The organism is Streptomyces sp. QH1-20 (assembly GCF_041283565.1).
Classification (GTDB): domain Bacteria; phylum Actinomycetota; class Actinomycetes; order Streptomycetales; family Streptomycetaceae; genus Streptomyces; species Streptomyces syringius.
The window spans coordinates 6,794,776-6,816,239 of the sequence record NZ_CP166299.1 but is presented as its reverse complement, the minus strand read 5'-3'; the positions used below and the strand labels follow the sequence as shown (position 1 = coordinate 6,816,239).

21 protein-coding genes, 1 tRNA gene and 1 riboswitch are annotated in these 21,464 nt (G+C 70.7%); of the genes, 12 read left to right on the top strand and 10 right to left on the bottom strand.

Going from position 1 to position 21,464, the window contains the following annotated elements; all coding sequences use genetic code 11:
• Positions 1-55 precede the first annotated feature (55 nt).
• A riboswitch (cobalamin riboswitch) is annotated at positions 56-238 on the bottom strand.
• Positions 239-306: 68 nt separating this feature from the next.
• Positions 307-1,716 (bottom strand): short-chain fatty acyl-CoA regulator family protein, encoded by a 1,410-nt coding sequence (locus tag AB8O64_RS30715; protein ID WP_370422703.1) that lies wholly within the window; start codon positions 1,714-1,716, stop codon positions 307-309.
• Between the two features lie 409 nt (positions 1,717-2,125).
• Between AB8O64_RS30715 and aceA the strand changes: the two genes are divergently transcribed.
• Positions 2,126-3,409: an isocitrate lyase gene (gene aceA / locus AB8O64_RS30710; RefSeq protein ID WP_370422701.1), complete on the top strand. Its 1,284-nt coding sequence runs from the start codon at positions 2,126-2,128 to the stop codon at positions 3,407-3,409.
• 144 nt (positions 3,410-3,553) lie between these two features.
• Here aceA and AB8O64_RS30705 read toward each other — a convergent pair whose 3' ends face one another.
• The 3 genes from AB8O64_RS30705 to AB8O64_RS30695 all read right to left on the bottom strand — a co-directional run bounded on the left by AB8O64_RS30705 (position 3,554) and on the right by AB8O64_RS30695 (position 5,922).
• Positions 3,554-4,267 (bottom strand): transglycosylase SLT domain-containing protein, encoded by a 714-nt coding sequence (locus tag AB8O64_RS30705; RefSeq protein WP_370422700.1) that lies wholly within the window; start codon positions 4,265-4,267, stop codon positions 3,554-3,556.
• Positions 4,268-4,713: 446 nt separating this feature from the next.
• Positions 4,714-5,292, bottom strand: a complete 579-nt coding sequence (locus AB8O64_RS30700; protein ID WP_370422699.1) for a hypothetical protein — start codon at positions 5,290-5,292, stop codon at positions 4,714-4,716.
• A gap of 54 nt (positions 5,293-5,346) precedes the next feature.
• On the bottom strand, positions 5,347-5,922 hold the full coding sequence (locus tag AB8O64_RS30695) for an antibiotic biosynthesis monooxygenase (protein ID WP_370422697.1): 576 nt from the start codon (positions 5,920-5,922) through the stop codon (positions 5,347-5,349).
• Positions 5,923-6,057: 135 nt separating this feature from the next.
• Here AB8O64_RS30695 and AB8O64_RS30690 point away from each other — a divergent pair, with 135 nt between their 5' ends.
• From AB8O64_RS30690 to AB8O64_RS30650, 9 genes are all read left to right on the top strand, one after another.
• Positions 6,058-7,047 (top strand): hypothetical protein, encoded by a 990-nt coding sequence (locus tag AB8O64_RS30690; protein WP_370422696.1) that lies wholly within the window; start codon positions 6,058-6,060, stop codon positions 7,045-7,047.
• Between the two features lie 232 nt (positions 7,048-7,279).
• Positions 7,280-7,969, top strand: a complete 690-nt coding sequence (locus tag AB8O64_RS30685) for a sporulation delaying protein family toxin (protein WP_370422694.1) — start codon at positions 7,280-7,282, stop codon at positions 7,967-7,969.
• Positions 7,970-8,139: 170 nt separating this feature from the next.
• Positions 8,140-8,676 carry an SdpA family antimicrobial peptide system protein gene (locus AB8O64_RS30680; protein WP_370422692.1) on the top strand — a complete coding sequence of 179 codons (537 nt, stop codon included), beginning with the start codon at positions 8,140-8,142 and terminating at the stop codon, positions 8,674-8,676.
• Positions 8,670-9,692, top strand: coding sequence for a sporulation-delaying protein SdpB family protein (locus AB8O64_RS30675; protein WP_370422691.1), 1,023 nt, complete (start codon positions 8,670-8,672; stop codon positions 9,690-9,692). Before AB8O64_RS30680 ends, AB8O64_RS30675 begins: the two co-directional genes overlap by 7 nt.
• A 93-nt stretch (positions 9,693-9,785) precedes the next feature.
• Positions 9,786-10,328, top strand: a complete 543-nt coding sequence (locus tag AB8O64_RS30670; protein WP_370422689.1) for a hypothetical protein — start codon at positions 9,786-9,788, stop codon at positions 10,326-10,328.
• A 7-nt stretch (positions 10,329-10,335) separates the two neighbouring features.
• Positions 10,336-10,659: a hydroxyisourate hydrolase gene (locus tag AB8O64_RS30665; protein ID WP_370422688.1), complete on the top strand. Its 324-nt coding sequence runs from the start codon at positions 10,336-10,338 to the stop codon at positions 10,657-10,659.
• 28 nt (positions 10,660-10,687) lie between these two features.
• The gene (locus tag AB8O64_RS30660) at positions 10,688-11,530 is read left to right on the top strand and encodes a hypothetical protein (protein WP_370422686.1); all 843 of its coding nucleotides are present in this window, start codon (positions 10,688-10,690) and stop codon (positions 11,528-11,530) included.
• A gap of 150 nt (positions 11,531-11,680) precedes the next feature.
• Positions 11,681-12,067, top strand: coding sequence for a hypothetical protein (locus tag AB8O64_RS30655; RefSeq protein ID WP_365376331.1), 387 nt, complete (start codon positions 11,681-11,683; stop codon positions 12,065-12,067).
• Between the two features lie 218 nt (positions 12,068-12,285).
• Entirely contained in the window at positions 12,286-13,275 is a 990-nt protein-coding gene (locus tag AB8O64_RS30650) for a phospholipase (RefSeq protein ID WP_370422684.1), read from the top strand.
• 71 nt (positions 13,276-13,346) lie between these two features.
• Here the strand turns inward: AB8O64_RS30650 and AB8O64_RS30645 are convergent, their stop codons facing one another.
• The 4 genes from AB8O64_RS30645 to AB8O64_RS30630 all read right to left on the bottom strand — a co-directional run bounded on the left by AB8O64_RS30645 (position 13,347) and on the right by AB8O64_RS30630 (position 16,057).
• A complete protein-coding gene (locus tag AB8O64_RS30645) occupies positions 13,347-14,201 on the bottom strand; it encodes a methyltransferase domain-containing protein (protein WP_370422682.1) in 855 nt (284 codons plus the stop codon).
• A gap of 171 nt (positions 14,202-14,372) precedes the next feature.
• Positions 14,373-15,176 carry an ABC transporter permease gene (locus AB8O64_RS30640; protein ID WP_370422681.1) on the bottom strand — a complete coding sequence of 268 codons (804 nt, stop codon included), beginning with the start codon at positions 15,174-15,176 and terminating at the stop codon, positions 14,373-14,375.
• The gene (locus tag AB8O64_RS30635) at positions 15,173-15,778 is read right to left on the bottom strand and encodes an ATP-binding cassette domain-containing protein (RefSeq protein ID WP_370422680.1); all 606 of its coding nucleotides are present in this window, start codon (positions 15,776-15,778) and stop codon (positions 15,173-15,175) included. The genes AB8O64_RS30640 and AB8O64_RS30635 overlap by 4 nt, the downstream gene beginning before the upstream one ends.
• A 205-nt stretch (positions 15,779-15,983) precedes the next feature.
• Positions 15,984-16,057: transfer RNA gene (locus AB8O64_RS30630), tRNA-Pro, on the bottom strand.
• Between the two features lie 211 nt (positions 16,058-16,268).
• Between AB8O64_RS30630 and AB8O64_RS30625 the strand changes: the two genes are divergently transcribed.
• Positions 16,269-16,562, top strand: coding sequence for a YiaA/YiaB family inner membrane protein (locus AB8O64_RS30625; protein WP_184738031.1), 294 nt, complete (start codon positions 16,269-16,271; stop codon positions 16,560-16,562).
• Between the two features lie 39 nt (positions 16,563-16,601).
• Here the strand turns inward: AB8O64_RS30625 and AB8O64_RS30620 are convergent, their stop codons facing one another.
• The gene (locus AB8O64_RS30620; RefSeq protein WP_370424021.1) at positions 16,602-16,991 is read right to left on the bottom strand and encodes an MmcQ/YjbR family DNA-binding protein; all 390 of its coding nucleotides are present in this window, start codon (positions 16,989-16,991) and stop codon (positions 16,602-16,604) included.
• A gap of 241 nt (positions 16,992-17,232) precedes the next feature.
• Here AB8O64_RS30620 and AB8O64_RS30615 point away from each other — a divergent pair, with 241 nt between their 5' ends.
• Positions 17,233-20,481 carry an amidohydrolase family protein gene (locus AB8O64_RS30615; protein ID WP_370422678.1) on the top strand — a complete coding sequence of 1,083 codons (3,249 nt, stop codon included), beginning with the start codon at positions 17,233-17,235 and terminating at the stop codon, positions 20,479-20,481.
• 65 nt (positions 20,482-20,546) lie between these two features.
• Here the strand turns inward: AB8O64_RS30615 and AB8O64_RS30610 are convergent, their stop codons facing one another.
• Positions 20,547-21,434, bottom strand: coding sequence for a chitosanase (locus tag AB8O64_RS30610; RefSeq protein ID WP_370422676.1), 888 nt, complete (start codon positions 21,432-21,434; stop codon positions 20,547-20,549).
• Between the last annotated feature and the right edge of the window lie 30 nt (positions 21,435-21,464).

Genomic DNA, 21,464 nt, shown 5'->3' with positions numbered 1-21,464 from the left:
CACCAGGGTCGTGGGTACGGACCGGTGCCATGCGTGTCTGCTCCATCCTCGTGGACAACACGGAACGTTCCGCGGCCGGTATCCTGACTCCCGGATCACCGCGCGTCCCCGTGCCTTCCCGACATCCCGCTCGTCAGTGGCGTGTACCGCGAGGACGAACTCCCCGGTCACAGTGGCGGGACCGTGCCGGATTCACACCGGCTTCCCTGCACCGCGGACCTTGTCCCCCGAACATATAGTTGGACGTCCTAGTAAGTCCAGGGTCTCCCGGCCCGGAGTGTCAGCGGCCCGGATCAAGGCCCGGGTTCAGCGGGGCCCGGCGTCCCGCACCGGGTACGGCACGAAGGTGCTGCGGTTCTCGTCGACGGCGAGGGGCCGGCCGAGCGGTGGGACGGCCCGCTGCGGGCAGTCCAGGCGTTCGCAGATCCGGCAGCCCATGCCGATGGGGGTGGCGGCCGTGGCGTTGTCGAGGTCGAGTCCGTCGGAGTAGACGAGCCGGGATGCGTGGCGGATCTCGCAGCCGAGCCCGATGGCGAAGGTCTTGCCGGGCTCGCCCCAGCCACCCCGGTGCCGGGTGACGGTGCGGGCGGTCCACAGATGGCGCTGCCCGTCCGGCATGGCCGCGATCTGCACATGGATGCGGCCGGGAGAGGCGAACGCCTCGTAGACGTTCCACAGCGGACAGGTGCCGCCGGCCCGGGAGAAGTGGAAGCCGGTGGCCGACTGCCGTTTGGACATGTTGCCCGCGCGGTCGACCCGTACGAAGGAGAAGGGCACCCCGCGCAGCCGCGGGCGCTGCAGCGTGCTGAGCCGGTGGCAGACGGTCTCGTAGCCGAGCCCGAAACGGTCGGCGAGCCGCTCGATGTCGTACCGCAGCTCCTCCGCCGCGGCGTGGAACTCGCGGTACGGCAGGATCAGCGCGGCGGCGACGTAGTTGGCGATGCCGATCCGGGCCAGCGGCCGGACGGCGGAGTCTTCGTCGTAGTCCTCCGAGGCGAGCCGGGTGAGTTCCCCGTCGTACTCGAGCAGGGCGAGCTGGGTCGCCATCCGGAAGGCCTGCTGGCCGGGGCGCAGCCGGTTCGACAGGTGCAGCACCCGGGCGCGGGGGTCGTAGGTGTGGAGGTGGTCGGCGTCGGCGGCGATGCGGACCCCGTGGCGTTCGGCGAGCCGGGCGGCCAGGGCGGGCAGCACCTCGCCGGGACGGATGCCGATCTCGGCGGCCAGTTCCTCGGCGGCGGTGTCGACGGTGTGAAGGTAGTTCTGCCGACGGTAGAAGAACTCGCGGATCTCCTCGTGGGCGGAGCGCGGGAGATCCGGGTCGTCGGTGCCGCGGCGCTCGGCGACCTCCGCGAGCCGCTCGGTCAGGGCCTGGTTGCGCCGGCCCAGGTCGAGCAGCACCGCCGCCACGGCGGGCAGCCGGGAGGCGAGTTCCGACAGATCGGTGGGCGAGACACGGGCGGCGGCCACCTCGTCGGCGAGGGCTTCGCGCAGGTCGGCCAGGACGCGGCCGGTGTCGCGCTCGGAGAAGAAGCCGGGGTCCACGCCGAACGCCTCGGTGAGCCGCAGCAGTACGGGCACGGTGAGCGGGCGGGAGTCGTGCTCCATCTGATTGAGGTAGCTGGGCGAGATGGCGAGCATCCGGGCCAGTTGGGCCTGGCTGAGCCGCCGTTCCTCGCGCAGCCGCCGCAGTCGCACCCCCGCGTATGTCTTGCTCATGCCTCGCTCGTGTTCCCGCTCACCCCAGGCCCCCTCCGGCCGCCCCCGGCTCCGTGCGCTCACCCTAGCCGGGGCGAGCGGACCCCGGCCATGGCAGCTCGGCAAGGTTGACAGAGTTGGCAAAGTTGGCAGACAAGCCCGGGAAGATTCACAGAACTTGGCAATCCGCCAGGGTTGATGACACTGAGTGCCACTGCCAGAGTCGTAGCACGGCCCGCCGGAGCCCCGGTTTCTCGACATTGCCCGCTCAACGGAGCTACGGCGGGCCGTACTTACCAGGGGAAACACTTCCCTTCACATTCTTGGCAGAAATCCGAGCACGTTCGGTGCGGGTCCGGCGCGGAGGCGCTGCGGATGCGACGCGGATCCGGCGCGGATTCACGCGGCACGGCGACACTGGGAGGCGGTCATGGCGCAGACAGGGACGACGACGGCCGAGGAGCTGGCACAGCGGTGGGCGACAGACCCGCGCTGGCAGGGCGTGCGGCGCTCGTACGGCGCCGAGGACGTGGTGCGGCTGAGCGGCAGCGTCCGGGAGGAGCACACCCTGGCCCGGCGCGGCGCCGAGCGGCTGTGGCGGCAGCTCCACGAGCGTGACTACATCCACGCGCTCGGCGCGCTGACCGGCGGCCAGGCCGTCCAGATGGTCAAGGCGGGACTGCAGGCCGTCTATCTTTCCGGCTGGCAGGTCGCCGCCGACGCCAACCAGGCCGGGCACACCTACCCCGACCAGAGCCTGTACCCCGTCAACTCCGTACCGACCGTGGTGCGCCGCATCAACAACGCGCTGCTGCGCGCCGACCAGATCGCCACCGCCGAGGGCGACGGCGCGGCCGTCGACTGGCTCGTCCCGATCGTGGCCGACGCCGAGGCCGGCTTCGGCGGCCCGCTCAACGCCTTCGAGCTGACCAAGGCGATGATCGCGGCGGGTGCGGCCGGCATCCACTACGAGGACCAGCTCGCGTCCGAGAAGAAGTGCGGCCACCTCGGCGGCAAGGTCCTGGTGCCCACCTCCCAGCACATCCGCACCCTCAACGCGGCCCGCCTCGCCGCCGACATCGCCGATGTGCCGACCCTGATCGTGGCCCGCACGGACGCGCTCGCCGCCAATCTCCTGACCACCGATGTCGACGAGCGCGACGCCCGCTTCTGCACCGGCGAGCGCACCGCCGAGGGCTTCTACCGCGTCGAGCCCGGCATGGGGCCCGTAATCTCCCGGGGCCTCGCCTACGCCCCGTACGCGGACCTGCTGTGGGTGGAGACCGGCACCCCCGACCTGGCGCAGGCGCGCGAGTTCGCCGAGGCCGTCCACGCCGAGCACCCCGAGCAGATGCTCGCCTACAACTGCTCGCCGTCCTTCAACTGGCGGGCCGCGCTCGACGACGACCAGATCGCCAAGTTCCAGCGGGAGCTGGGGGCGATGGGCTACCGCTTCCAGTTCATCACCCTCGCCGGTTTCCACTCCCTCAACCACGGCATGTTCGACCTGGCCCGGGGCTACGCGGAGCACGGCATGCCCGCCTACGTCGACCTCCAGGAGCGGGAGTTCGCCGACCAGCGGCACGGCTTCACCGCCGTGAAGCACCAGCGCGAGGTCGGCACGGGCTACTTCGACCAGGTCAGCACGGCACTCAACCCCGCCGCGGAGACGCTCGCGCTGCGCGGCTCCACGGAGGAGGAGCAGTTCCACTAGGCCGGGGGCCACACATACGACCGGGGCTGAGGGGCCCGGGTCACGGCCGGGGCTGAGGGGCCCGGGCCGCTGCGGAGGGACACGCCGAAGGGCGGCGGCACCTGGTGGGGTGCTGCCGCCCTTCGGCGTGCGGGGTCGACTCCCTTAGTACGCGGAGTTGACGTTGTCCATGGAGCCGTACTTGTCGGCGGCGTAGTTGCAGGAGGCGGTGATGTTGGCGACGGGGTCGTAGGGGTCCCAGGAGGTGCCCTCGACGTGGTAGGCCTTGAAGGTGGGGTCGATGATCTGCAGCAGGCCCTTGGAGGGGACGCCGTTGGCGGCGTTGATGTCCCAGTCGTTGATCGCACGCGGGTTGCCGGTCGACTCGCGCATGACGTTGCGCTTGATGCCCTCGTAGGTGGCGGGGATGTTCTTGGACTTCAGGATGTCCAGGGACTCCTTGATCCACCCGTCGAGGTTGTCGGCGTAGGCCTTCTTCACCGGAGCCGCCGGGGCGGCGGGCTTGGCGGGAGCGGGCTTGACGGGGGTGCGGGCCTGGGAGCGGCTGGCGGCCTGCTGGTCGGCGCGGGCCTTGTCGGCCTTGGCCTTCGCGGCGGCGTCGGCCTTGATCTTGGCGGCAGCGGCGTCGGCCTTGGCCTTGGCGGCGGCCTTGTCGGACTGGGTGCCGACGTGGTCGTGAGCGCCGAGGTCGGTGGTGGTCCACGCGACCGGCTTCACGGCGATGGAGGGGGTCTCGGCGGCCTGGCCGGGGGTGACGGCGAAGGCCAGGGCGGCAGCACCCGCGGCAGCGGTCAGGCCGACGGCGGAGATCTTGTGGAGCGTGGTCAGTCGGGCGGTACCGGTGGTGGTGGAGCGCATGCTGGCTGAACCTCTTCCAATCGCGTGAGTCGCACGGGCCGGATCGGCGCGAAGAAAGCGCCGTTTCTCGATCGACGGCGCCATGCGACTCGGCAATTGTTAGCGGCCCGAAAAGCCCCTGGCAAAGGTGTGACCTACTACCCCACCCGCGAACAACCACCCACCCCGAACCCCATCCACCACCCCACTTCACACCCAAATGTCCGAATCGGAACCCCACTACCCGGCTTCGTAAGTGATCTGGGTCCCATGAGCGGCCTCACACCACACCCCCCACCGCCACACACCACGTAACGAACCGCGCACATACCGTGCGCGGCGGCTGGCGCGTGCGCCCCGGACCGGGGCGATCGGCTCACCGGCGCGCCGTTTGCCTGTCGCGCCGCTTGGTGCCGCCCGCGCCGAGCTGCGAGCCCACCGAATGAGCGCCTCGTGGCCGTGACTTCTCAGCGCGACTGGAGAGCGTCCAGGGCCACGGCCATGCTCAGAGCGAGCCGGCGATCGAGGTCGGCGTCCTGGATCCGCACGGCGTAGCGGTCCTTGAACCCCACCTTCCGCTCGACTGACATCACCGGCCGCCCCTCCCGGGCGAAGTCGAAGTGGTACATGAAGGGCACCGGGACCGGTATCGGCAGCACCGCGTCGGCTATCTCCACGGCCCGGCGCGCCAGAGCGATGCCGACGCTGCGCTCGGCGCCCTTGACCGACGGCCCGTCACCTTGCGTCAGGTGCCAGGTGGACCGGATCAGGGAGGCCTTGGCGTCCTTGCGGAAGGTGCCTATGGGTTCGCCCTCCGCCCCGTTCACCTCGTACGTGGCCCCGAGGTCGATGACTTTCCGGGCCTTGAAGCGGCAGAGAACCGCGGAGCGGTCCTCGCCCGTCCAGAGCGTGACCTCCTCCTTGAGCGCCATCCGCTTCTGCTCGGCGAACGCGACGACGGCACTGCCGTCGCGGGTGGTGATCACATATCGATTCACCAGAGCGGTGATCTTCTGTGTCATGACGAACTCACTCAGTTGCTGCATAGGGGGGACATTAACCTCCCCGCCGGACAGCCCGTACCCGATGTGCCCCGGCGCTCAAGGGGTATCGGGGTAGAGCCAGCGGCGGAACAGCTCGCTGAGGCGGGGCATGACCAGGTACGTCAACGTCGGGGACAGCGCGAGGGGGAGAACGGCGGCACGCAGGGGAACCGGCCAGGACACGAGGTTCGGCGCCACCAGCCAGGTGTACAGAAGGACGAAGGGGTAGACGGCCAGGAGCGTCATGCACGCCATCTTCCACCGGGCGGGCGGCCGGGCGACCCCGCCGGGCACGGTGAACCAGGACTCCATCCCGGTGGTCGTGAGGTGGGGATGCACCGGACGCGCGATGCCCGTGAGCCGGGCGTGCCACTGGGCGCGCTCGGGGGATTCCATCCACCGTTCCAGGCTTTCGGTGTCCTGGAACCGTACGACCGTGTGGAAGCGGTTCCCGTCGCCCTCCGGTCGCAGCCAGGTGACGCCCAGTTCTCCCGGGAAAGTGCGGGCCACCCGCTGGATGCCGTGCGCCCACTCCTGGAAGTCGTCCTGCCTGCCCGGTTCCACCTGCCAGGTGTAGACGACGCTGACCTGGTCGTCACCGCTGCTGTGTGAGCCCCGCGCCGGTTCGGTCATGTGCACACGATAAGTTCCGGTATCCCCGATATGCGCCTTGTTCCCGGCGAGTCCGCCGCCCGCGCCGCAAAGCCGATCAACATCTTCCGTGGTGATAGTTGTTCTATTACTATGCAAACAAGTGGAGGTGTTGTCATGCCGCAGATCCGGCACTTGTCCGTCACCGCACGTCGCACCCTGGTCGCCGTCACGCCGCCCCTCGTGGCCGCTGCCGTCGTCCTCTCGGTGTTCCTCTCCCTGCGCGACCGTCTGCCCGGGCGGCTGGCCACCCACATGGGCACGGGCGGGGAAGCCGACGGCTTCACGGGACAAGGGGCTTTCCTCGCCGTCGCGTTGGCCGTGCTGCTCGGTGACGCCGTGCTCTTCGGAGGGCTTACCCACTGGATACGGTCGACCCCCGGTGTTCAGCGGGTGATCGCCGTCACCGGCGGCAGCGCCGCCGTGCTGACCGGGTGGCTGGTCGTCGCCGTGCTGCGGGCCAACGCCCATGCCGCCGACGCCGCTTCCGTCACCCTGCCCGGCCTCCAGGCCGCGCTCGCGTTCGGAGCGGCGGCGGTCTACGCGGCCGTGGGGTGGCCGGCCTGCGGCAGGGTCCAGGAGGTCGAGACGCCCTCCGGCCCCTCGACCGGCGCCACCCGTCTCTCCCTCGGCGAGGGAGAGACGGCTTCCTGGTCCCGTGTCACCGGATCCCGCGTACTGCCCCTCACCGGCGTCCTCGTGCTGGCCGTCGGCCTCGTCGTCGGGATCACCACGGGGTGGCTGCTCGCGCTGCCCCCGCTGGTCATCGGCGCTCCCCTCGCCCTGCTGACCGGGGCCCGCGTCACCGCCGACCGGCGCGGGATCACCGTCACGCCCACCCTCGTCCCCTGGCCTCGTCTCAATGTCCCGCTGGAGCGCATCGCCGAAGCGGGCCACCGCCCCGTCGCCCCCCTCCGCGACTTCGGCGGGTGGGGCTACCGGGCGCGGCCCGGAGCCAGCGGCATCGTGCTGCGCTCGGGGGACGCCCTCTCCGCACGACTGACGACCGGCAGCGAGTTCGTCGTCACCGTCGACGACGCCGCCACCGCCGCGGCGCTGCTCAACGCCCTGGCCGAGCGCGAAGGCCGCGCTCCCGCCGGAGGGTGAGCCCACCCCTTCCGCGTCGATGACTCCCGCGCGGGAACCGGCGACCGGCGGAACCTGAACTTCCGTACATGGGCGGGTAATTCCCGGCATCAAGAACACATAAGAAACCCTCGACGGCCCGTGATCTTACTTCCGGGTAATGGAAAAGTTCCCCACCGAAGATCGCGTTCCCGCGGCAGTGCCCCGTGCGCCTGTCCGCGGGACCGCCACATCACCATGAGGGGGAACACCCATGAAGAGGAACCGGCGCACCGCCGGGATCGTCGGCGGCCTGACGGCCGCGGCGGTCTGCTTCACCGGCGTCACGGCCGCCGCGTCGCCGAGCGACGCCGGCCACGCGAAGACCGTCAAGGCCGCGCCCGCCAAGCCCGGACCGAGCGCAGCCGAGGACGGCAAGGCCGTCTTCAACGGCCTGTTCTTCGGCCAGGGCAAGGTCGGCGCCGAGCTCGCCAAGAGCCCGATGTTCAGCGAGATGCGCAAGGAGCTCGCCAAGGCCGACGCCAAGGACTCCGCCCGTGTCGCCCGGGCGGTCACCGGGGCCGTCGAGGCCAAGTACCCGCGATTCTTCGCGGGCTTCGACAAGAAGGTCCGCAGCGGTGACCCGCGCAAGGTCGAGTCGGCCGTCAACGACGCGCAGACCAAGCTGATGTCGATAGCCAAGAAGACGGACGCCAAGGACTCGGCGCGGCCGGTCCAGAACGGCCAGATGTGCGGCACGGTCGTCGCTGTCGCCGGTGCGGTCGTCCACGTCGCCGCGGCCGTGACGGCCGCGGCCGCCGCGGTGACCGTGACCGTCGCGGTCGGCGCCAACTTCGTCAAGGCCAAGAACTGGTTCTGGAGCGCGCCGCCCAAGGGCGACGACACCGCCCTCGGCCACGACGAGGCCGTCGCCACCGTGACGAAGATCCTCAAGGCCGCCTGATCCAGGGCGCGTAGCACAGCACCATCCGTGGGCCGGGCCACGCCGGCCGCCCGGCCCACACCCAGACCACCCACGACCGGGATGACGACGTGATACGCCCCCAAGGGACCGCAGGCTCCCGCCGCTTCCTCCGCAGAGCCACACAAGGCACCCCGCCGCACCGCGTCCAGGTGTCCGGACGCTCGGTGCTCGCCATTGCCGCCGTCTGGAGCGTGGCGATCCTCTACGTGGCGCAGGTCCACGTACCCAAGAACGTGCTCTCCCTGCCCGGCCAGAAGCAGGCCCGCTCCACCGTCAGCAACGTCGCTCCGCAGGGCTGGGCGTTCTTCACCAAGTCCGCCAGGGACGTGGAGGTCCTGCCCTACCGGCGCACGGCGAAGGGTACGTGGACCTCCTTGGCCCTGACCCCGCACTCCAGCCCCCGCAACGCCTTCGGTCTCGACCGCGCGTCCCGCTCCCAGGGCATCGAGATCTCGCTCCTGCTCAACCTGGCGGAGAAGAAGGAATGGCAGGAGTGCGAGGAGGGGCTCGCCGACTGCCTGGCCGGGGCCGGGGCCGCACGGAAGGTCGAGAACCCCTCGCCCGAGCCGACGGTCTGCGGCCACGTCGCGCTCGTCCAGGAGAAGCCCGTCCCGTGGGCCTGGCGCGACCTTGTCGACGAGCGTTCGACGCCCGAGCGCTTCCTCACCCTGGACGTCACATGCTGACCACCCGCACCGTCCCGCTGCCCTGGGGCAACGCCTACGGGCTCGCCCGCACCCTGCTCGCCCTCGGCACGGCGGGGACCCTGGCCTTCAGCAGCACGGCCACCCTCTTCCGGCCGGTCGTGACCATCGGCACGTATCCCCTGTGCCACGGCATGACGTCGAGCGGCGCCTTCTGCCTCGTACCGCGCGGGCAGTTCAACCTGGTGCGCTGGCTGTGCGTAGCGGTCCTGCTGATCGTCGCGTCCGGTTGGCGGCCACGGCTCACCGCCCTGCCGCACGCCTACATCAGCTTCAGTGTCTTCTCCGGCATCGCCATCGGGGACGGCGGCGACCAGATCACCTGGATCCTCTCCCTGCTGCTGGCCCTCGTGGCACTCGGCGACGGACGGCGCTGGCACTGGCAGACACCCGAAGGCTCCACGGCCGGGGAGCCCACGACCCGTGCCACCCGGGGCTGGGCCCTGCTCGGCACCAGCGCGTGGACCGTCGCCCGCCTCCAGATGGCTTTCCTCTACTTCCAGGCGAGCGTGGCGAAACTCCCGCACGCCGAATGGGCCGACGGCAGCGCCATGTACTACTGGGCGAACAACTCCTCGTTCGGCTTCCCCGAGTGGCTGCGCCCCCTGACCGATCCGGTCGTCTACTCCCCCGTCGGCGTCGCCGCCCTGACCTGGCTGCCCGTCGCCCTCGAACTCGCCCTGGCCGCGGCCCTGCTGATGCCGCAACGCCGGCGATGGGCACTGCTGCCGCTCGGAATCGCGTTCCACCTGGGCATCGCCGTGCTGATGGGCCTGTGGAGTTTCGCCTTCGCCATGTGGGCGGGGCTCTTCCTCCTCCTCGCCCCCATCGGACACAGTTTCCCGCTCCTCACGTCCGGCCGCCCGCGGAAGCAGCCCACAGCGGGCAAGTCCGCACCGGTGGACGACAGCGCACCCCCGCTCGCCACGGTCGGCAACGGTGCTCAGGGGCGCGTGCGCCGAGGCGCGGAAGGCCTGGACGCACTGCGACAGCCGTAGGAAGGCGGGGCTGGGGCATGGGGGCCGAGGGTAGGAACGGGCCCGTGAGCGTGCCGCGCAGGGCGGGGCGCGGTTCTCTGCGGTGGAGGTCTGATGGCACTGGGACGACACGTTGCCGGGATGGTGATGTGCGCCACGGCGCTCGTCGGCACGTCAGTGGGCTGGGTGCCGTCGGCACAGGCCCACGGCGGTGAGGCGGTCGTCTGCGCGGGGAGGGAGTCCATCGCGTTCAGCCCTGGTCTGACGCTCGCTTCCCGGCCGACGGATGTCACGGCGCGGGCCGCGTACCGGTGCGGGGGTTCGGGGGCGCCGGGGCAGGTCCTGACGGCCGAGGGCCGGCTCTCGGCCCACTCACCGGAAAGCACCTGCGTCACGCTCAACTCCGGCCGGGCGCGGGAGACCGTGCGCTATGGGGACGGCAGCGCATCGGAGATCACCTACACCCGGTCGTCGGCGGGCCGGGTCGCCGGGCTCACCGTCGTCAGAATGACCGGCACGGTCACCGAGGGGCGCGGCAAAGGCAGTGCGGCCGACCGCACCATCGCCCTCCTGCCCCATACGCTGCCGACCGCGTGCCTGACCCCCGAGGGGCTTCAGCAGGCGGCCGGCAGAGTGCAGTTGGAGATTCACCCGTGAGGCCTGCGTGAGCCTTTCGATCGAGGTGCGCGACAACCGGACCGGCCTGGCGGCCACGGGGCTACGGCTGTCTCTGCAGCGCCGGCAGGGCGACGTCTGGGCCGACGTCGCCACCGGCACGGTCGACTCCACGGGACATGCGAACGCATGGCCCGTGACCGCCGCGGGACGCAACCGCCTCGTCGTCAACGCCGAGGAGTACTTCGCGGAGACCGGCGCCGAAGGGCTCTACACGGAAGCCTCCTTCGCCTTCCGTATCGCGGACCCGGCCGACGAGCTACGGATCCTTCTGCTCCTCACCCCGGCATCCCTCAGCGTCTACCGCACGTAGCCCAGGAGAGCCCGGGAAGGGGCGACCCATGCATCACGTGGTGTCCACGCGATACGGCCGGCACGATCTCCGCCTCCTGGGCGTCAAGCCCGGTGTCCCCCATCACCGGGCGCGTGACCTGCAACTGACGATGACACTCGAGGGCGACTTCGCCCCCGCCTTCGTCAAGGGTGACAACGCGGTTCTGCTGCCGACCCGCAGCATGGCGAACACCGCATCGGCGTTCCTGCACGACCATCTGGATGCTTGTGTCGAGCAGTTGGCGGCCGCGCTCGCCGAGCGACTGGTCGAGGCGTGCCCTGCCGCGTCGACGGCCCGGGTCGGCGTCCTCGAACACCCGTGGACCCGGGTCGCCGACAGCCGCCATACCTTCACGACCAACCCCTCGGACCGGTGGACCGCCGACGCGACGGCTCACCGCGGCCAGCCGGCCACCGTGGTGAGCGGCATCAGCGGGCTCCACCGAGCGGTGACGACGGGATCCGCCTTCACCGGTTTCCTCGTGGACGACTACACCCTCGCCGAGCAGGTGACCAGGGAGGACCGGGTCCTGCACCTGTCCGGTGACATGTGGTGGGAGTACGGAAGCCGGCCGACGGACCACGACCGCTGCCGGTCGGAGGCACTGCGGGCCTTCATGGACTCCGTCACCGACCAACACAGCTTCTCTTCCCAGCACTCCGCGTACCTGTCCGCCTCCGCCGTCCTCGACGCATGCCCGGACATCAACCGCGTCGGCGTACGCGCCCGGGCCCACTATCACGTGCCGTTCGACCTCTCCCCGTTCGACCGGGGCGACCAAGGCAGCGTCCATCTCGGCACCGACTCCTCCTACAGTGCGGGCGAGGTCACCCTCACGCGAACCGTATGAGCCGTGGCGTAACCCATGATCTTTCCGCGCGTTGGCCCATTCGGGTCCCCACGCATCCGACGACGCCCGACTGCCCGCCCCCGAGAGGCAAGAACCGACGGGATCCCGGTGCCTCGGCACGGGCGGGGAAGAATGCTGAGGTCGCTCACCATGCACGGCATCACCAAGAAGATCACGGCGGGAATCGCCACCGCGGCCGCGGCGATCGGCTGCGTCATCGCCGCAGGACCGCCCGCGGCGGCCGCGGGCAAGTGGTGCAACCACTCGGTCTGCATCGAGACCTACGACACGGGCACCTACCTGGGCAGGGTGGAGGTGTCGGTCGTCAACACCAACCAGCCCCACCGCATCAGCGCCCGGGTGTGGACCACCAACGGCTGGAGCGCCCGCACCAAGACGGAGGACGTCAGCGCGTTCCGCACCTACCGGGACCAGGCCTATCCGCAACGCCATTTCCCGGCTGGCACCCGCCTGTGCGCCGAAGGCTTCCGAGGCGGCGCGAGCGTGGGCCTGCCCTGCGTCACCCTCACCGGCTGATGTGAGAGACGTCGGGCACCCTGAGGCCCGACCGCCCGGTGCGGCCCGGAGCGTTCCACGCAGACGTTCCAGGCCGCACGCTGCACCCCTGGTCAGAGATCACTTTCGCGTTCCGGCGTCCCGAAGTGCCGCGCTTTCGTAGCGGCTTGGACGCATGACCCCGCAAGCTCGGGTGGTCCATGCGCCACTTTCGGCACCGACGTGAAGGAGTGCCTTTCTTGACCACTCACCTCAGACATCGCGCCGGCCCGCGGAGGGTACTGGCGGTGATGGCGGCACTGTGCGGGATCATCGCTGCCACCGCGCTCGGTACGACCCAGGCGGCAGCCGCTGATCAGCGTCAGGCGATCTACGCCATCGCACACCGGGTCAACACCCTGGACGGCGTGGACGCCGCGATCAGCCATGGCGCCAATGCCATCGAGATCGACGTCTGCGCCTGGTGGAATCCGAACGAATGGCGCGCCTGGCACGACTGTTCCTCGGCCGGTGACAACCGGCGGGGCCCCAGCTTCGACAGCATGATCGACCGCATCGTCTCCCATGCCGGTGCGGGGCGCCGGCTGGGGCTGGTCTGGCTGGACATCAAGGACCCGAACTACTGCGGAGACGCACAGAACCGCGGGTGCAGTGTCGCCGGACTGCGCGACAAGGCGCAGCGGCTGACGGCGGCCGGCATCCAGGTGCTCTACGGTTTCTACGAGTACCACGGCGGCAGCACCCCGGACGTCGGCGGCCGGGGCTGGAAGAGCCTGGAAGGCAGGCTCGGCAGCCTGGAGGGCATCACGACGACCGGGACCCGCGACCAGGTCCGCGACGCCTTCAACCGGTCCGGTTCCGGATTCCCGGTCGGTCGCCGGGTGATGGACTACGGCGACGGCAATCTCCCCAACGGCTTCGGCAACTGCACGGAAGCCGGCCGCAGCACGTGCGCGGAACTGAAGAAGGGCGCCGGGGACCGTGCCGCCGGGCAGCTCGCGGCCACGCTGTCCTGGACGGCCACCTACAACGATCCGTGGTACGTCGACAAACTGCTGGGCGAGGCACGGGTGGACGGCATCATCGCGGGCTACGGCAACTTCACCGGAGAGCACGAGTACGACAACGGCTGGCAGTGCGCCAACGCCATCAACCTCGTCCGTGACTGGGTGAGCCGCCACAGCTCCACCCACCGCATGGCCACCAGCGGAGACCGCCTGTTCCGGTAGTGGACGGCCTCGGGCCCGTGTAACGCACCTGGCTGCGCGCGCGGCGGTGGCAAAGGCAGGGAGCTGTCGGGTTACGGCTTGGCGGCCACAGTGATGATGTACCGCCACGTCTCCTGGTGGCGGTACATCTCGACCCCGCTCATCGCGTTGATCAGCTTGTCGCCGAGGCCCACGCTGCGTGCGAGTGCGTAGGGCAGCCGTCCGAGCACCGAGAAGGCCCGCAGCATGGGAAGGATCTTCGCTGTCGCGTCATGGACGGACTCCAGGGTGAAACCCGTGTGCTGGAGCAACCGCTCGAGTTCTCCGTGGGTCAGGGTGAGCATCCCGGGCATGGCCGACAACTCGCAGACCCGGACGAGCGCGGATCGCGCCCGGGGCGAAAGTTGGGCCTGGGGGGTGCTCGAGTACTCGAACATCACCAGTCGGCCGCCGGGACGCAGGACGCGGTGGAATTCGGAGAGCACCTGCTGCGGGGCGGGCGAGTGGACGCAGGACTCCATCGTGTAGACGCCGTCGAAGGAGGTGTCAGCAAAGGGGAGGGCATGGTAGTCGGCCTTGAGGAATCGTGTGCGTGTGCCTGGTTCGCCGGCGCGAGCCGAGCGTCGCCGCGCGATGGCGATGTCGGACTCGATGCCGTCGATCCCTGTGACATGGACGCCGCTCGTCTCCGCGACGGTGCGTGCCACGTCTCCGACTCCGCAGCCGGCATCGAGCACCGCTGCTCCCGGGGGCAAGGCGAGCTTGTGTGCGGCGATGGTCTCCACACGCCGCATGGCGGCCGAGAATCGCCAGGGGGCGTCGGCGGGTTCGTACCAGCCGAAGTGGCGTGTGCGGCCGAGGAGCGTCGCATATCCGAGGCGTGACTCGAACGCCCGGTAGTACGGCAGGACGTGCTGTTGGTAGTGAGTGTCGTCCAAGTCAGTCATCGCGACAGTCCCTGTCCTTGTGGTGTCCGTGAACGAGGTGAGTGCGCGGGCCATGCGCTGTGCTTCGGGCGGCTGTCGACAGCCGCCGAGGTGTGGGGGGCTGTTCTCGCGCTGCACTGGTGTGGCGGCCGGTGCCCGGTGCGGACGGGAGCGACATGACTGCGAGGGTTCTCAGTCAACGGGCTGTGCGGTCATGGTTCGGGGCGGGTGGTCTTTGGGCAGGGCGTTGCGGGTTCTGCGGTGGAAGGCGAGCAGGGCGACAAGCGCCCCGGCAATGAACCATGCGAGCTGGATTGCGAGGTACGCGAGCACGGGGGTGGATGTGAAGCCGGCGGCCATGGCGCTCTGCATGGCGCCGTAGGAGGGGAGGTAGCGGATCGCGGCGCTGTCCGCATTGGAGCTGACGACCGGATTCTGGAGGCTGACGTCCAGGACGCTCGTCATGATCAACGCGAACATGCCCTCGACCTCCCGGTGCAGCAGCGATCCGAAAACAACGCCCAGAGCGCCGTAGGTCATGGCGGCGCAGAAGAGGGCGGCCGTCAGGAGGAGGGGCTGGCGGGGCATCCAGGACAGGCTGGTGACGGCTACGGCGTAGACGGAGATGAGCGCCGAGGCGACGGTGAGCGCGGCGGTCTTGGCCAGGACGAGGTGAGTGCGGGGGTAGCCGGCGAGTGCCAGGCGGTGGTCGAACCGGCCGCTGGCGAAGCCGGCGGCGAACATCATGAAGCCGGTGATCAGGATGACGGCGTTGATGGCGCCGGTGATCTGGGTCAGTTCGTTTCCGGGGGGTGCCACGACGGCCCCGGTGGCACGTAGACGGAACCGCGCGGGTGCGTCGGGCACAACGAACCTGGCCACCGTGCTCCACGTGGGGATGAACGCTGCGACCAGGAGCATGGCGAACCGGTTGCGGGCGTGCACGACGAGTTCGTACCAGCTCGCCGTGGCGAACAGGGCCAGGTGCCTCTTCACGTCCACACCCCATCGTGCTCACGCAACAGACCGCCGTCCAGGTGCCAGAGCTCATCGAGACGATCGGTGTTGTGGGCGAGGTGCGAGACGATGAGAACGGTGCGCCCGGCATCGCGCAGCTGGGTGGCGAGGTCCCAGAAACACAGGTAGGTATGCCAGTCGAAGCCCTGGTAGGGCTCGTCGAGCAGTAGCGTCTGCGGGTCGTGCATCAGGGCCAGCGTCAGGTTGAGCTTCTGCCGGGTGCCGCCGCTGAGGAGCCCGGCCAGTTCGTCGAGGTAGTCCGAGAAGTGCAGGGCTTCCATGATCTCCTGCGCGCGTCCGAGATCCGGGAGACTGAAGGCCTTCTGAAAGAGGTTCAGGTGCTGGCGGACAGTCAGGTGGTCGTTGACAACGACGCTCTGAGGGCAGTAGCCGAACTTGCCGTGGTGCCGGACGGTCCCACGGCTGGGACGCAGCTCGCCCGCGAGGATCTTGAGGAGGGTTGTCTTGCCGGCGCCGTTCTCTCCGGCGATCCCAGCCAGCGCCCCGCCCCGTAGCTCCAGGTCGATGCCGCGCAGCACCACCCGTTTCCCGTAGACGTGATGCAAGTCCCTAACCTCCATCAGGCCCTCCCTGGGCAACGCCGACCCGGCATGCGCCGTGGTTCCGGCCGCTCCACTACCCAACGGCCCTGGCCAAAGAGCGGTCACGCCCCGCGCGTACTCACCCGTGGAGATCGCGATCCGCCGGGGCCTGACGGAATTTCAGGGAAACAGAAAATGCCCTCTGACCTGGGATTTCTCCCAGGTCAGAGGGCATTTTGCACCGTCGGGACGACAGGATTTGAACCTGCGACCCCTTGACCCCCAGTCAAGTGCGCTACCAAGCTGCGCCACGTCCCGGTGCTCAACCGGCCCGGGCTTTCGCCCTCGCCGACCGCGCATGAGAACAATACCGCACTTCAGCCGGTGGTCGCGCACGGCTTTCGCGAGGCTCTGACCTCGGGCGGAGGCCGGTCCGGGGCTCCCCCGAGCATGATCGGCACCGGCGGGCCGGCGGAGATGAGTAGCCGTACTCATGCGCCCGGGGTCAGGGCGCGGACACGCTACGCACATGAGCACTCCATCGATACAGCGGCCGACGACCACCGCCTTCTTTGTGCAGGCCGCGCTCTCCTTCGGGTTGTCCCTGGTCGCGCTCGCCGTGGGGATCGCCAAGCTGCCCGTGGGGGCGTGGGAGCGGGCGTTTCTGGGGCTGGGGCTGATCTTCGTGGTGTCGTCCGCGTTCACGCTGGCCAAGTGCGTGCGGGACCGGCAGGAGGTCGAGGAGGTGACCAACCGGGTGGACAAGGCGCGGATCGACAAGCTGCTCATCGAGCAGGACGTCTTCAAGGCCGGGGGCATCTGAGGGCCCCCGCGGACCACACGTCCAGCGCGCCACGCCGCCTCACTCCCCCGCCCCGCCGAGCGCGTCGCCGTGCGCGTCGACGACCGAGCGGGGCGCCGCCTGCCGCCAGGCGTCGAGGAGGATTGCGCGCAGTTCCGCGGTGTCCTCGATCGCGGCGAGGCGCACCCGTAGCCAGTCGTAGTTGTCGTCGTGGCCCGGGCGGACGAAGAACTTCTCCGGCTCCGTCGCGATCAGCTCCGCCCGCTCCTCACGCGGACACTTGACGCCCATCGACGCGTCGTCGTCCGCCAGCGCGGCGAAGATCTTTCCGCCCTTCGCGGCCTTCCCCGCCGCCCCGCCCACCCGGAACGTGGGCATCCCCCAGGCGAGCCTCTCCGCCGTCTCCGGCAGGGAGAGCGCGATCACTCGGACGTCCTCGGCAGTGACCATGATCGTCCATGTCCCCTCCGACAGCGGGCGGGCCGGCGGCTCACCCGAAGCGGATACAGCGCGCATACGGGGCGAATGCGATGCCGATACGAACGACCGTAGTCCCCGGCACCGAGACCCGCACCCACGACGGCTCCGGAGCCATGCGCGGTGTTGACCTTGGACCGGTGCGCCGTGCAAGTATCAAGCCTCTCGTTTTTCAGCTCCCGCACCGCGCAACTCCCCCGCACCAGGAGGACAGTTGGATACCACCGGCCCGGCGGACGCTCCCCCCTCCGCCCTCTCCCGGCGCAGATTCCTGCAGGCCACGGCTGGTACCGCCGCCGTGGCCGGCGCGGCCGTCGCGCTGCCCGTGGACGCGGTGGCCGCCGCGCCCTCTCTCGCGTCCCGCGAGGCCGCGACACGAAAGGTCACGCTCTCCTTCACCGCCGCCACGAACGGTTCGGCGTCGCTGTCCCCCGCCGGTGACCGGCTGGTCGCCGAGGTGCAGAACGTCCTGTGGTCCGTTCCCCGCGCGGGTGGCGAGGCCGTCGCCATCACCCCGGCCGACCTCGAGCCCACCCGCCCGGTGCACTCCCCGGACGGCAAGCAGCTCGCGGTCTGCGCCTTCCGGGGCGGCGGCTTCCATCTGTGGATCTGCCGCACCGACGGCTCCGGGCTGCGGCAGCTCACGGACGGGCCCTGGGACGACCGTGGGCCGTCCTGGTCGCCGGACGGGACCCGGATCGCCTTCGCCTCCGAGCGCGGCGGGGACCCGGTGACGGGCAGCCCGTACCGCGTGTGGGTGATCGACGTCCGTACCGGTGCGCTCACCCGGGTCACCGGGCTGCCCGGGCAGGAGGGGCCCGCGCAGAGCGGGGCCTGGGAGGATTTCGACCCCGTCTGGTCGCCGGACGGGGCCCGGCTGCTCTTCGTCCGCGCCAGGGTCGCCGGGGCGGCGCTGGAGGCCCGTACGGTCGCCTCCGTGCCGTCCGACGGGCAGGGGCCGGTACGGGTCGAGCACGTCGAGAGCGCCGCGGCGCAGGTGATGACGCCGGCCGTGTCACCGGCCGGGAAGCTGGCCTATCTGCGGACGACGGCCGCGCCCACCGCCTCCTGTGTGCTCGTCGTGGACGGGGCCGTGGTGGCGGTGGACGGGGACGTGGAGCCGGTTCCGCCGCGGTGGGTGTCCCGCGACGAGCTGCTGCTGACGGTGAGCGGTCAGTTCCGGATCATCCGCCCCGAACGGCCCGGAGCGGGAGTCAAGGCCGACACCGCCGACACCATCGCCTTCACCGCCCCCCTGCCCGTCGACCGCCCCCGCTACCGCGGCAAGCGGTACGACTTCGAGGGCGGCGTCGTGCGCCGGGTGCGGGCGGTTCATCTGCCGGCGCTGTCACCGGACGCCCGGCAGGTGGTCTTCGCCGCGCTCAATTCCCTCTGGGTGGCCGACGTCTCCGGCGGCCGGGCGCCGCGCCGCGTGGTGCGGACGGACCCCACGCGCTATCTGCTGGCCCCGACCTGGACCCACGACGGGCGGGCGCTGGTCTATACCGACGACCGCGACGGGCTGCCGGCCGTGCGCCGCCACGATCTCGCCTCCGGCAAGGAGACCGTGCTGGCCGACGGCGGCCGCGCGTATCCGGCACTCTCGCCCGACGGTAAGCGGCTGGCCTGCCTCGACCTCTCCGGCAATCTCCTCGTGCGCGACCTCGCCGCCGGTACCGAGCGGGTGCTGGCGGCCCCTATGGGCGGCGGCGGGCTGCCCGGGCGGCCCAGCTGGTCACCCGACGGCCGCTACGTCGCCTTCTGCGACCGCAACCGCCTCAACCAGCGATTCCGTGAGGGCTACAACCTGATCCGGGTCGTCGACACCACCACCGGCACCGCCCGGCTGCACCCCGTCGCCCCGCACACCTCGATCGCCGACCGCTACGACTCGGGCCCTGTCTGGTCGCCCGACGGGGCTCTGATGGCGGTGATCGTGGAGTCCGCGCTGTGGCTGCTGCCCGTACGGCCCGACGGGACCCCCGACGGCCGGGCCCGTCGGATCACCGACGAGGCCGCCGACCACCCGTCGTGGTCCGCGGACTCGCGCCGGCTGCTCTATCTCTCGGCCGGGCGGCTGCGGCTGCTGGATGTCACGGGCGGCAAGGCGAACGGCTCGGCGCGCACCGTTCCCGTCGCGCTCGACTACCGCCGTCCCACGCCCGCCGACACCGTCGTGCGGGCCGGGAAGTTCTGGGACGGCACGGGCAAGGCCGTCCGCGAGGACGTCGACATCGTCGTGCGGGGCGGGCGCATCGCCGCCGTCGAGCCGCACCGGGCGCGGCGGGCGGCGCTGCGCACCGTCGACGCGTCGCGGCGGACGGTGATCCCGGGGCTGTGGGACACCCATACGCACCCCTACCAGAACACCTACGGCGGCCGGCAGACGGCGCTGCAGCTGGCCTACGGGATCACCACCGCGGTCTCCTTCGGCGGCTTCGCCTACGAGCAGGCGCGGATCCGGGAGGCCGTCGCCGCGGGCGAGCTCGCCGGGCCGCGGCTGCTGGCCACCGGTGAGCTGCTGGACGGGGCCCGGGTGGCGTACAGCATGGGGCGCGCGCACCGCACCGAGGAGGGCTTGCGCCGGTCGCTGACCCGGGCCGCCGCGTTGGACTGGGACTTCGTCAAGACGTACGTCCGGGCGCCGGGTTGGGTGATGAAGGAGGCGGCGCGGTTCGCGCACGAGCGGCTCGGCGTCCGGGCCGGCAGTCATCTGTGCTCGCCGGGCGTTCAGCTCGGGCAGGACCTGACGACGCACCTCCAGGCCACGCAGCGGCTGGAGTTCGGGCATGCCACGACCGCCGCCGGGCACGCCTATCAGGATCTGACGGAGATCTACACCGCCACCGACTTCCATCTGGTCGCCACGATGTTCACGTCCGTTCCCCTGCTGGGCGACGACCCGGATCTGGCGAAGGACCCCCGGGTCACCCACTTGATGCCGCCGTGGGATCTCGCGGTCGTCCGGCAGACGGCGGCGGCCCGGCCGACCGCCGACCAGCTGGCGACGCTGGAGCGGGAGATCGGGGTCTACCGGCGGGTGCTGGCCGGTGGTGGGATCGTGGCGCTGGGCACGGACGCCCCGCTGGTGCCGGTCGGTCTCTCCCTGCATCTGGGGCTGCGGGCCCTGCACCGCTTCGGGCTGTCGGCGGCCCAGGCGCTGAGCACCGCGACGGTGCTGCCCGCGCGGGCGCTCGGCGCGGAGCGGGATCTGGGCACGCTGGAGGTCGGCAAGTTCGCCGACGTGACGGTGATCGACGGCGATCCGTTCACGGACTTCGACTCGCTCGTCCGCACGGAGTCGGTGCTGCGTGGCGGGGTGCCGTTCGAGCAGGCGCGGCTGGTCGGCGCGTTCGAGCCGGCGGGTGTCGCGGCCCCTCGCGCGGGGGTGCGGCAGGAGGACTGGCTCGCGGTGGGGCGGCAGCTGCGCCGCGACTCCTGCTGCGACATGGACACGCTCTGAACTGACCAGGGCGCGTCCCGGGGCCGCCCGCGCACCCTCGGGCCGAGGGTGCGCGGGTCCGCCGGCTACTCCTTGATCTCGTAGGAGTCGCCGTAGACCTTCCACTTCAGCGGCGGCTTGAGGTCGAAGTTGCCGTTGTTGAGGAAGACGCGCTGGGCGGTGTCGACGCGGCTGGTGTCGCTGTGCGCCTCCTCGCTCTGCATGGCCTTCTTGCGGGCGTCGAGGAAGGCGCCCAGATAGGTCTTCTCGTCGCCGCCCTGCGCCGGGGGCTTGGCCTTGGCCAGTGCGGCCTTGCGGATGCCGCCGAAGCTGTCCTTGCTGCTGCCGGGGCCGTGCATGACGATCGCGTCGTAGTAGGCGAACTGGCCGAGCGCGCGCAGACCGTCGGCCTTGGCCTGCTTGACCGCCGGGTCGAAGTAGACGCGGTCGCGCTCGGACTCCTGCGCGTCCTGGAAGGCCTTGTGCTGGGCGGCCTTCTTCCAGGCGTCCTCGAAGGGCTTGCCGAGGCCGGCGTGCGAGTCGCTGCCGTTGACCTTGCGCAGGGCGGGGAGGTACGTGGCGAGCGGGTTGTCGGGCTTCTGCTTGGTGTACCGCTCGACGAGGTCGAGCATGTCGCCGGTGCCGGAACAGAAGCCGATGATGCCGGCGGTGTAGCCGCGGCCGTCGCCTATGTCCTCGATGTAGGTGAACTGGGCGCGCCAGTCGAGCGAGGAGTTCTCCGCGCTCGACACCAGCCGCATGGCCATGTCCTTCTTGTAGGGGTCGTTCAGGTCGGTGCCCGCCGCCAGGGTGCGGAGGGTGGCCCGGGGAGCGGGGGCGGAGGCGGGGGAGGTCGCGGTGGCGGACGCCTGGTCGACCCCGGTGAGCATGAGGGCGGTGGGGATAGCGGCGGCCAGGCCCACGAGGGCGAGACGGCCGGACACAGGGATCCTCTTCGAGGTGCGCGCGGGCATGCGGAACTCCGTTTCCCGATCAGCTGTTAG

What these genes read in the sequence shown, in the direction of transcription:
- aceA (WP_370422701.1), top strand. Translation starts at nt 2,126, where the DNA reads ATGGCGCAGACAGGGACGACGACGGCCGAGGAGCTGGCACAGCGGTGG.
- AB8O64_RS30660 (WP_370422686.1), top strand. Translation starts at nt 10,688, where the DNA reads ATGCATCACGTGGTGTCCACGCGATACGGCCGGCACGATCTCCGCCTC.
- AB8O64_RS30620 (WP_370424021.1), bottom strand. Translation starts at nt 16,991, where the DNA reads ATGGTCACTGCCGAGGACGTCCGAGTGATCGCGCTCTCCCTGCCGGAG.
- AB8O64_RS30705 (WP_370422700.1), bottom strand. Translation starts at nt 4,267, where the DNA reads ATGCGCTCCACCACCACCGGTACCGCCCGACTGACCACGCTCCACAAG.
- AB8O64_RS30625 (WP_184738031.1), top strand. Translation starts at nt 16,269, where the DNA reads ATGAGCACTCCATCGATACAGCGGCCGACGACCACCGCCTTCTTTGTG.
- AB8O64_RS30610 (WP_370422676.1), bottom strand. Translation starts at nt 21,434, where the DNA reads ATGCCCGCGCGCACCTCGAAGAGGATCCCTGTGTCCGGCCGTCTCGCC.
- AB8O64_RS30675 (WP_370422691.1), top strand. Translation starts at nt 8,670, where the DNA reads ATGCTGACCACCCGCACCGTCCCGCTGCCCTGGGGCAACGCCTACGGG.
- AB8O64_RS30695 (WP_370422697.1), bottom strand. Translation starts at nt 5,922, where the DNA reads ATGACCGAACCGGCGCGGGGCTCACACAGCAGCGGTGACGACCAGGTC.
- AB8O64_RS30715 (WP_370422703.1), bottom strand. Translation starts at nt 1,716, where the DNA reads ATGAGCAAGACATACGCGGGGGTGCGACTGCGGCGGCTGCGCGAGGAA.
- AB8O64_RS30635 (WP_370422680.1), bottom strand. Translation starts at nt 15,778, where the DNA reads ATGGAGGTTAGGGACTTGCATCACGTCTACGGGAAACGGGTGGTGCTG.
- AB8O64_RS30690 (WP_370422696.1), top strand. Translation starts at nt 6,058, where the DNA reads ATGCCGCAGATCCGGCACTTGTCCGTCACCGCACGTCGCACCCTGGTC.
- AB8O64_RS30685 (WP_370422694.1), top strand. Translation starts at nt 7,280, where the DNA reads ATGAAGAGGAACCGGCGCACCGCCGGGATCGTCGGCGGCCTGACGGCC.
- AB8O64_RS30670 (WP_370422689.1), top strand. Translation starts at nt 9,786, where the DNA reads ATGGCACTGGGACGACACGTTGCCGGGATGGTGATGTGCGCCACGGCG.
- AB8O64_RS30700 (WP_370422699.1), bottom strand. Translation starts at nt 5,292, where the DNA reads ATGCAGCAACTGAGTGAGTTCGTCATGACACAGAAGATCACCGCTCTG.
- AB8O64_RS30645 (WP_370422682.1), bottom strand. Translation starts at nt 14,201, where the DNA reads ATGACTGACTTGGACGACACTCACTACCAACAGCACGTCCTGCCGTAC.
- AB8O64_RS30655 (WP_365376331.1), top strand. Translation starts at nt 11,681, where the DNA reads ATGCACGGCATCACCAAGAAGATCACGGCGGGAATCGCCACCGCGGCC.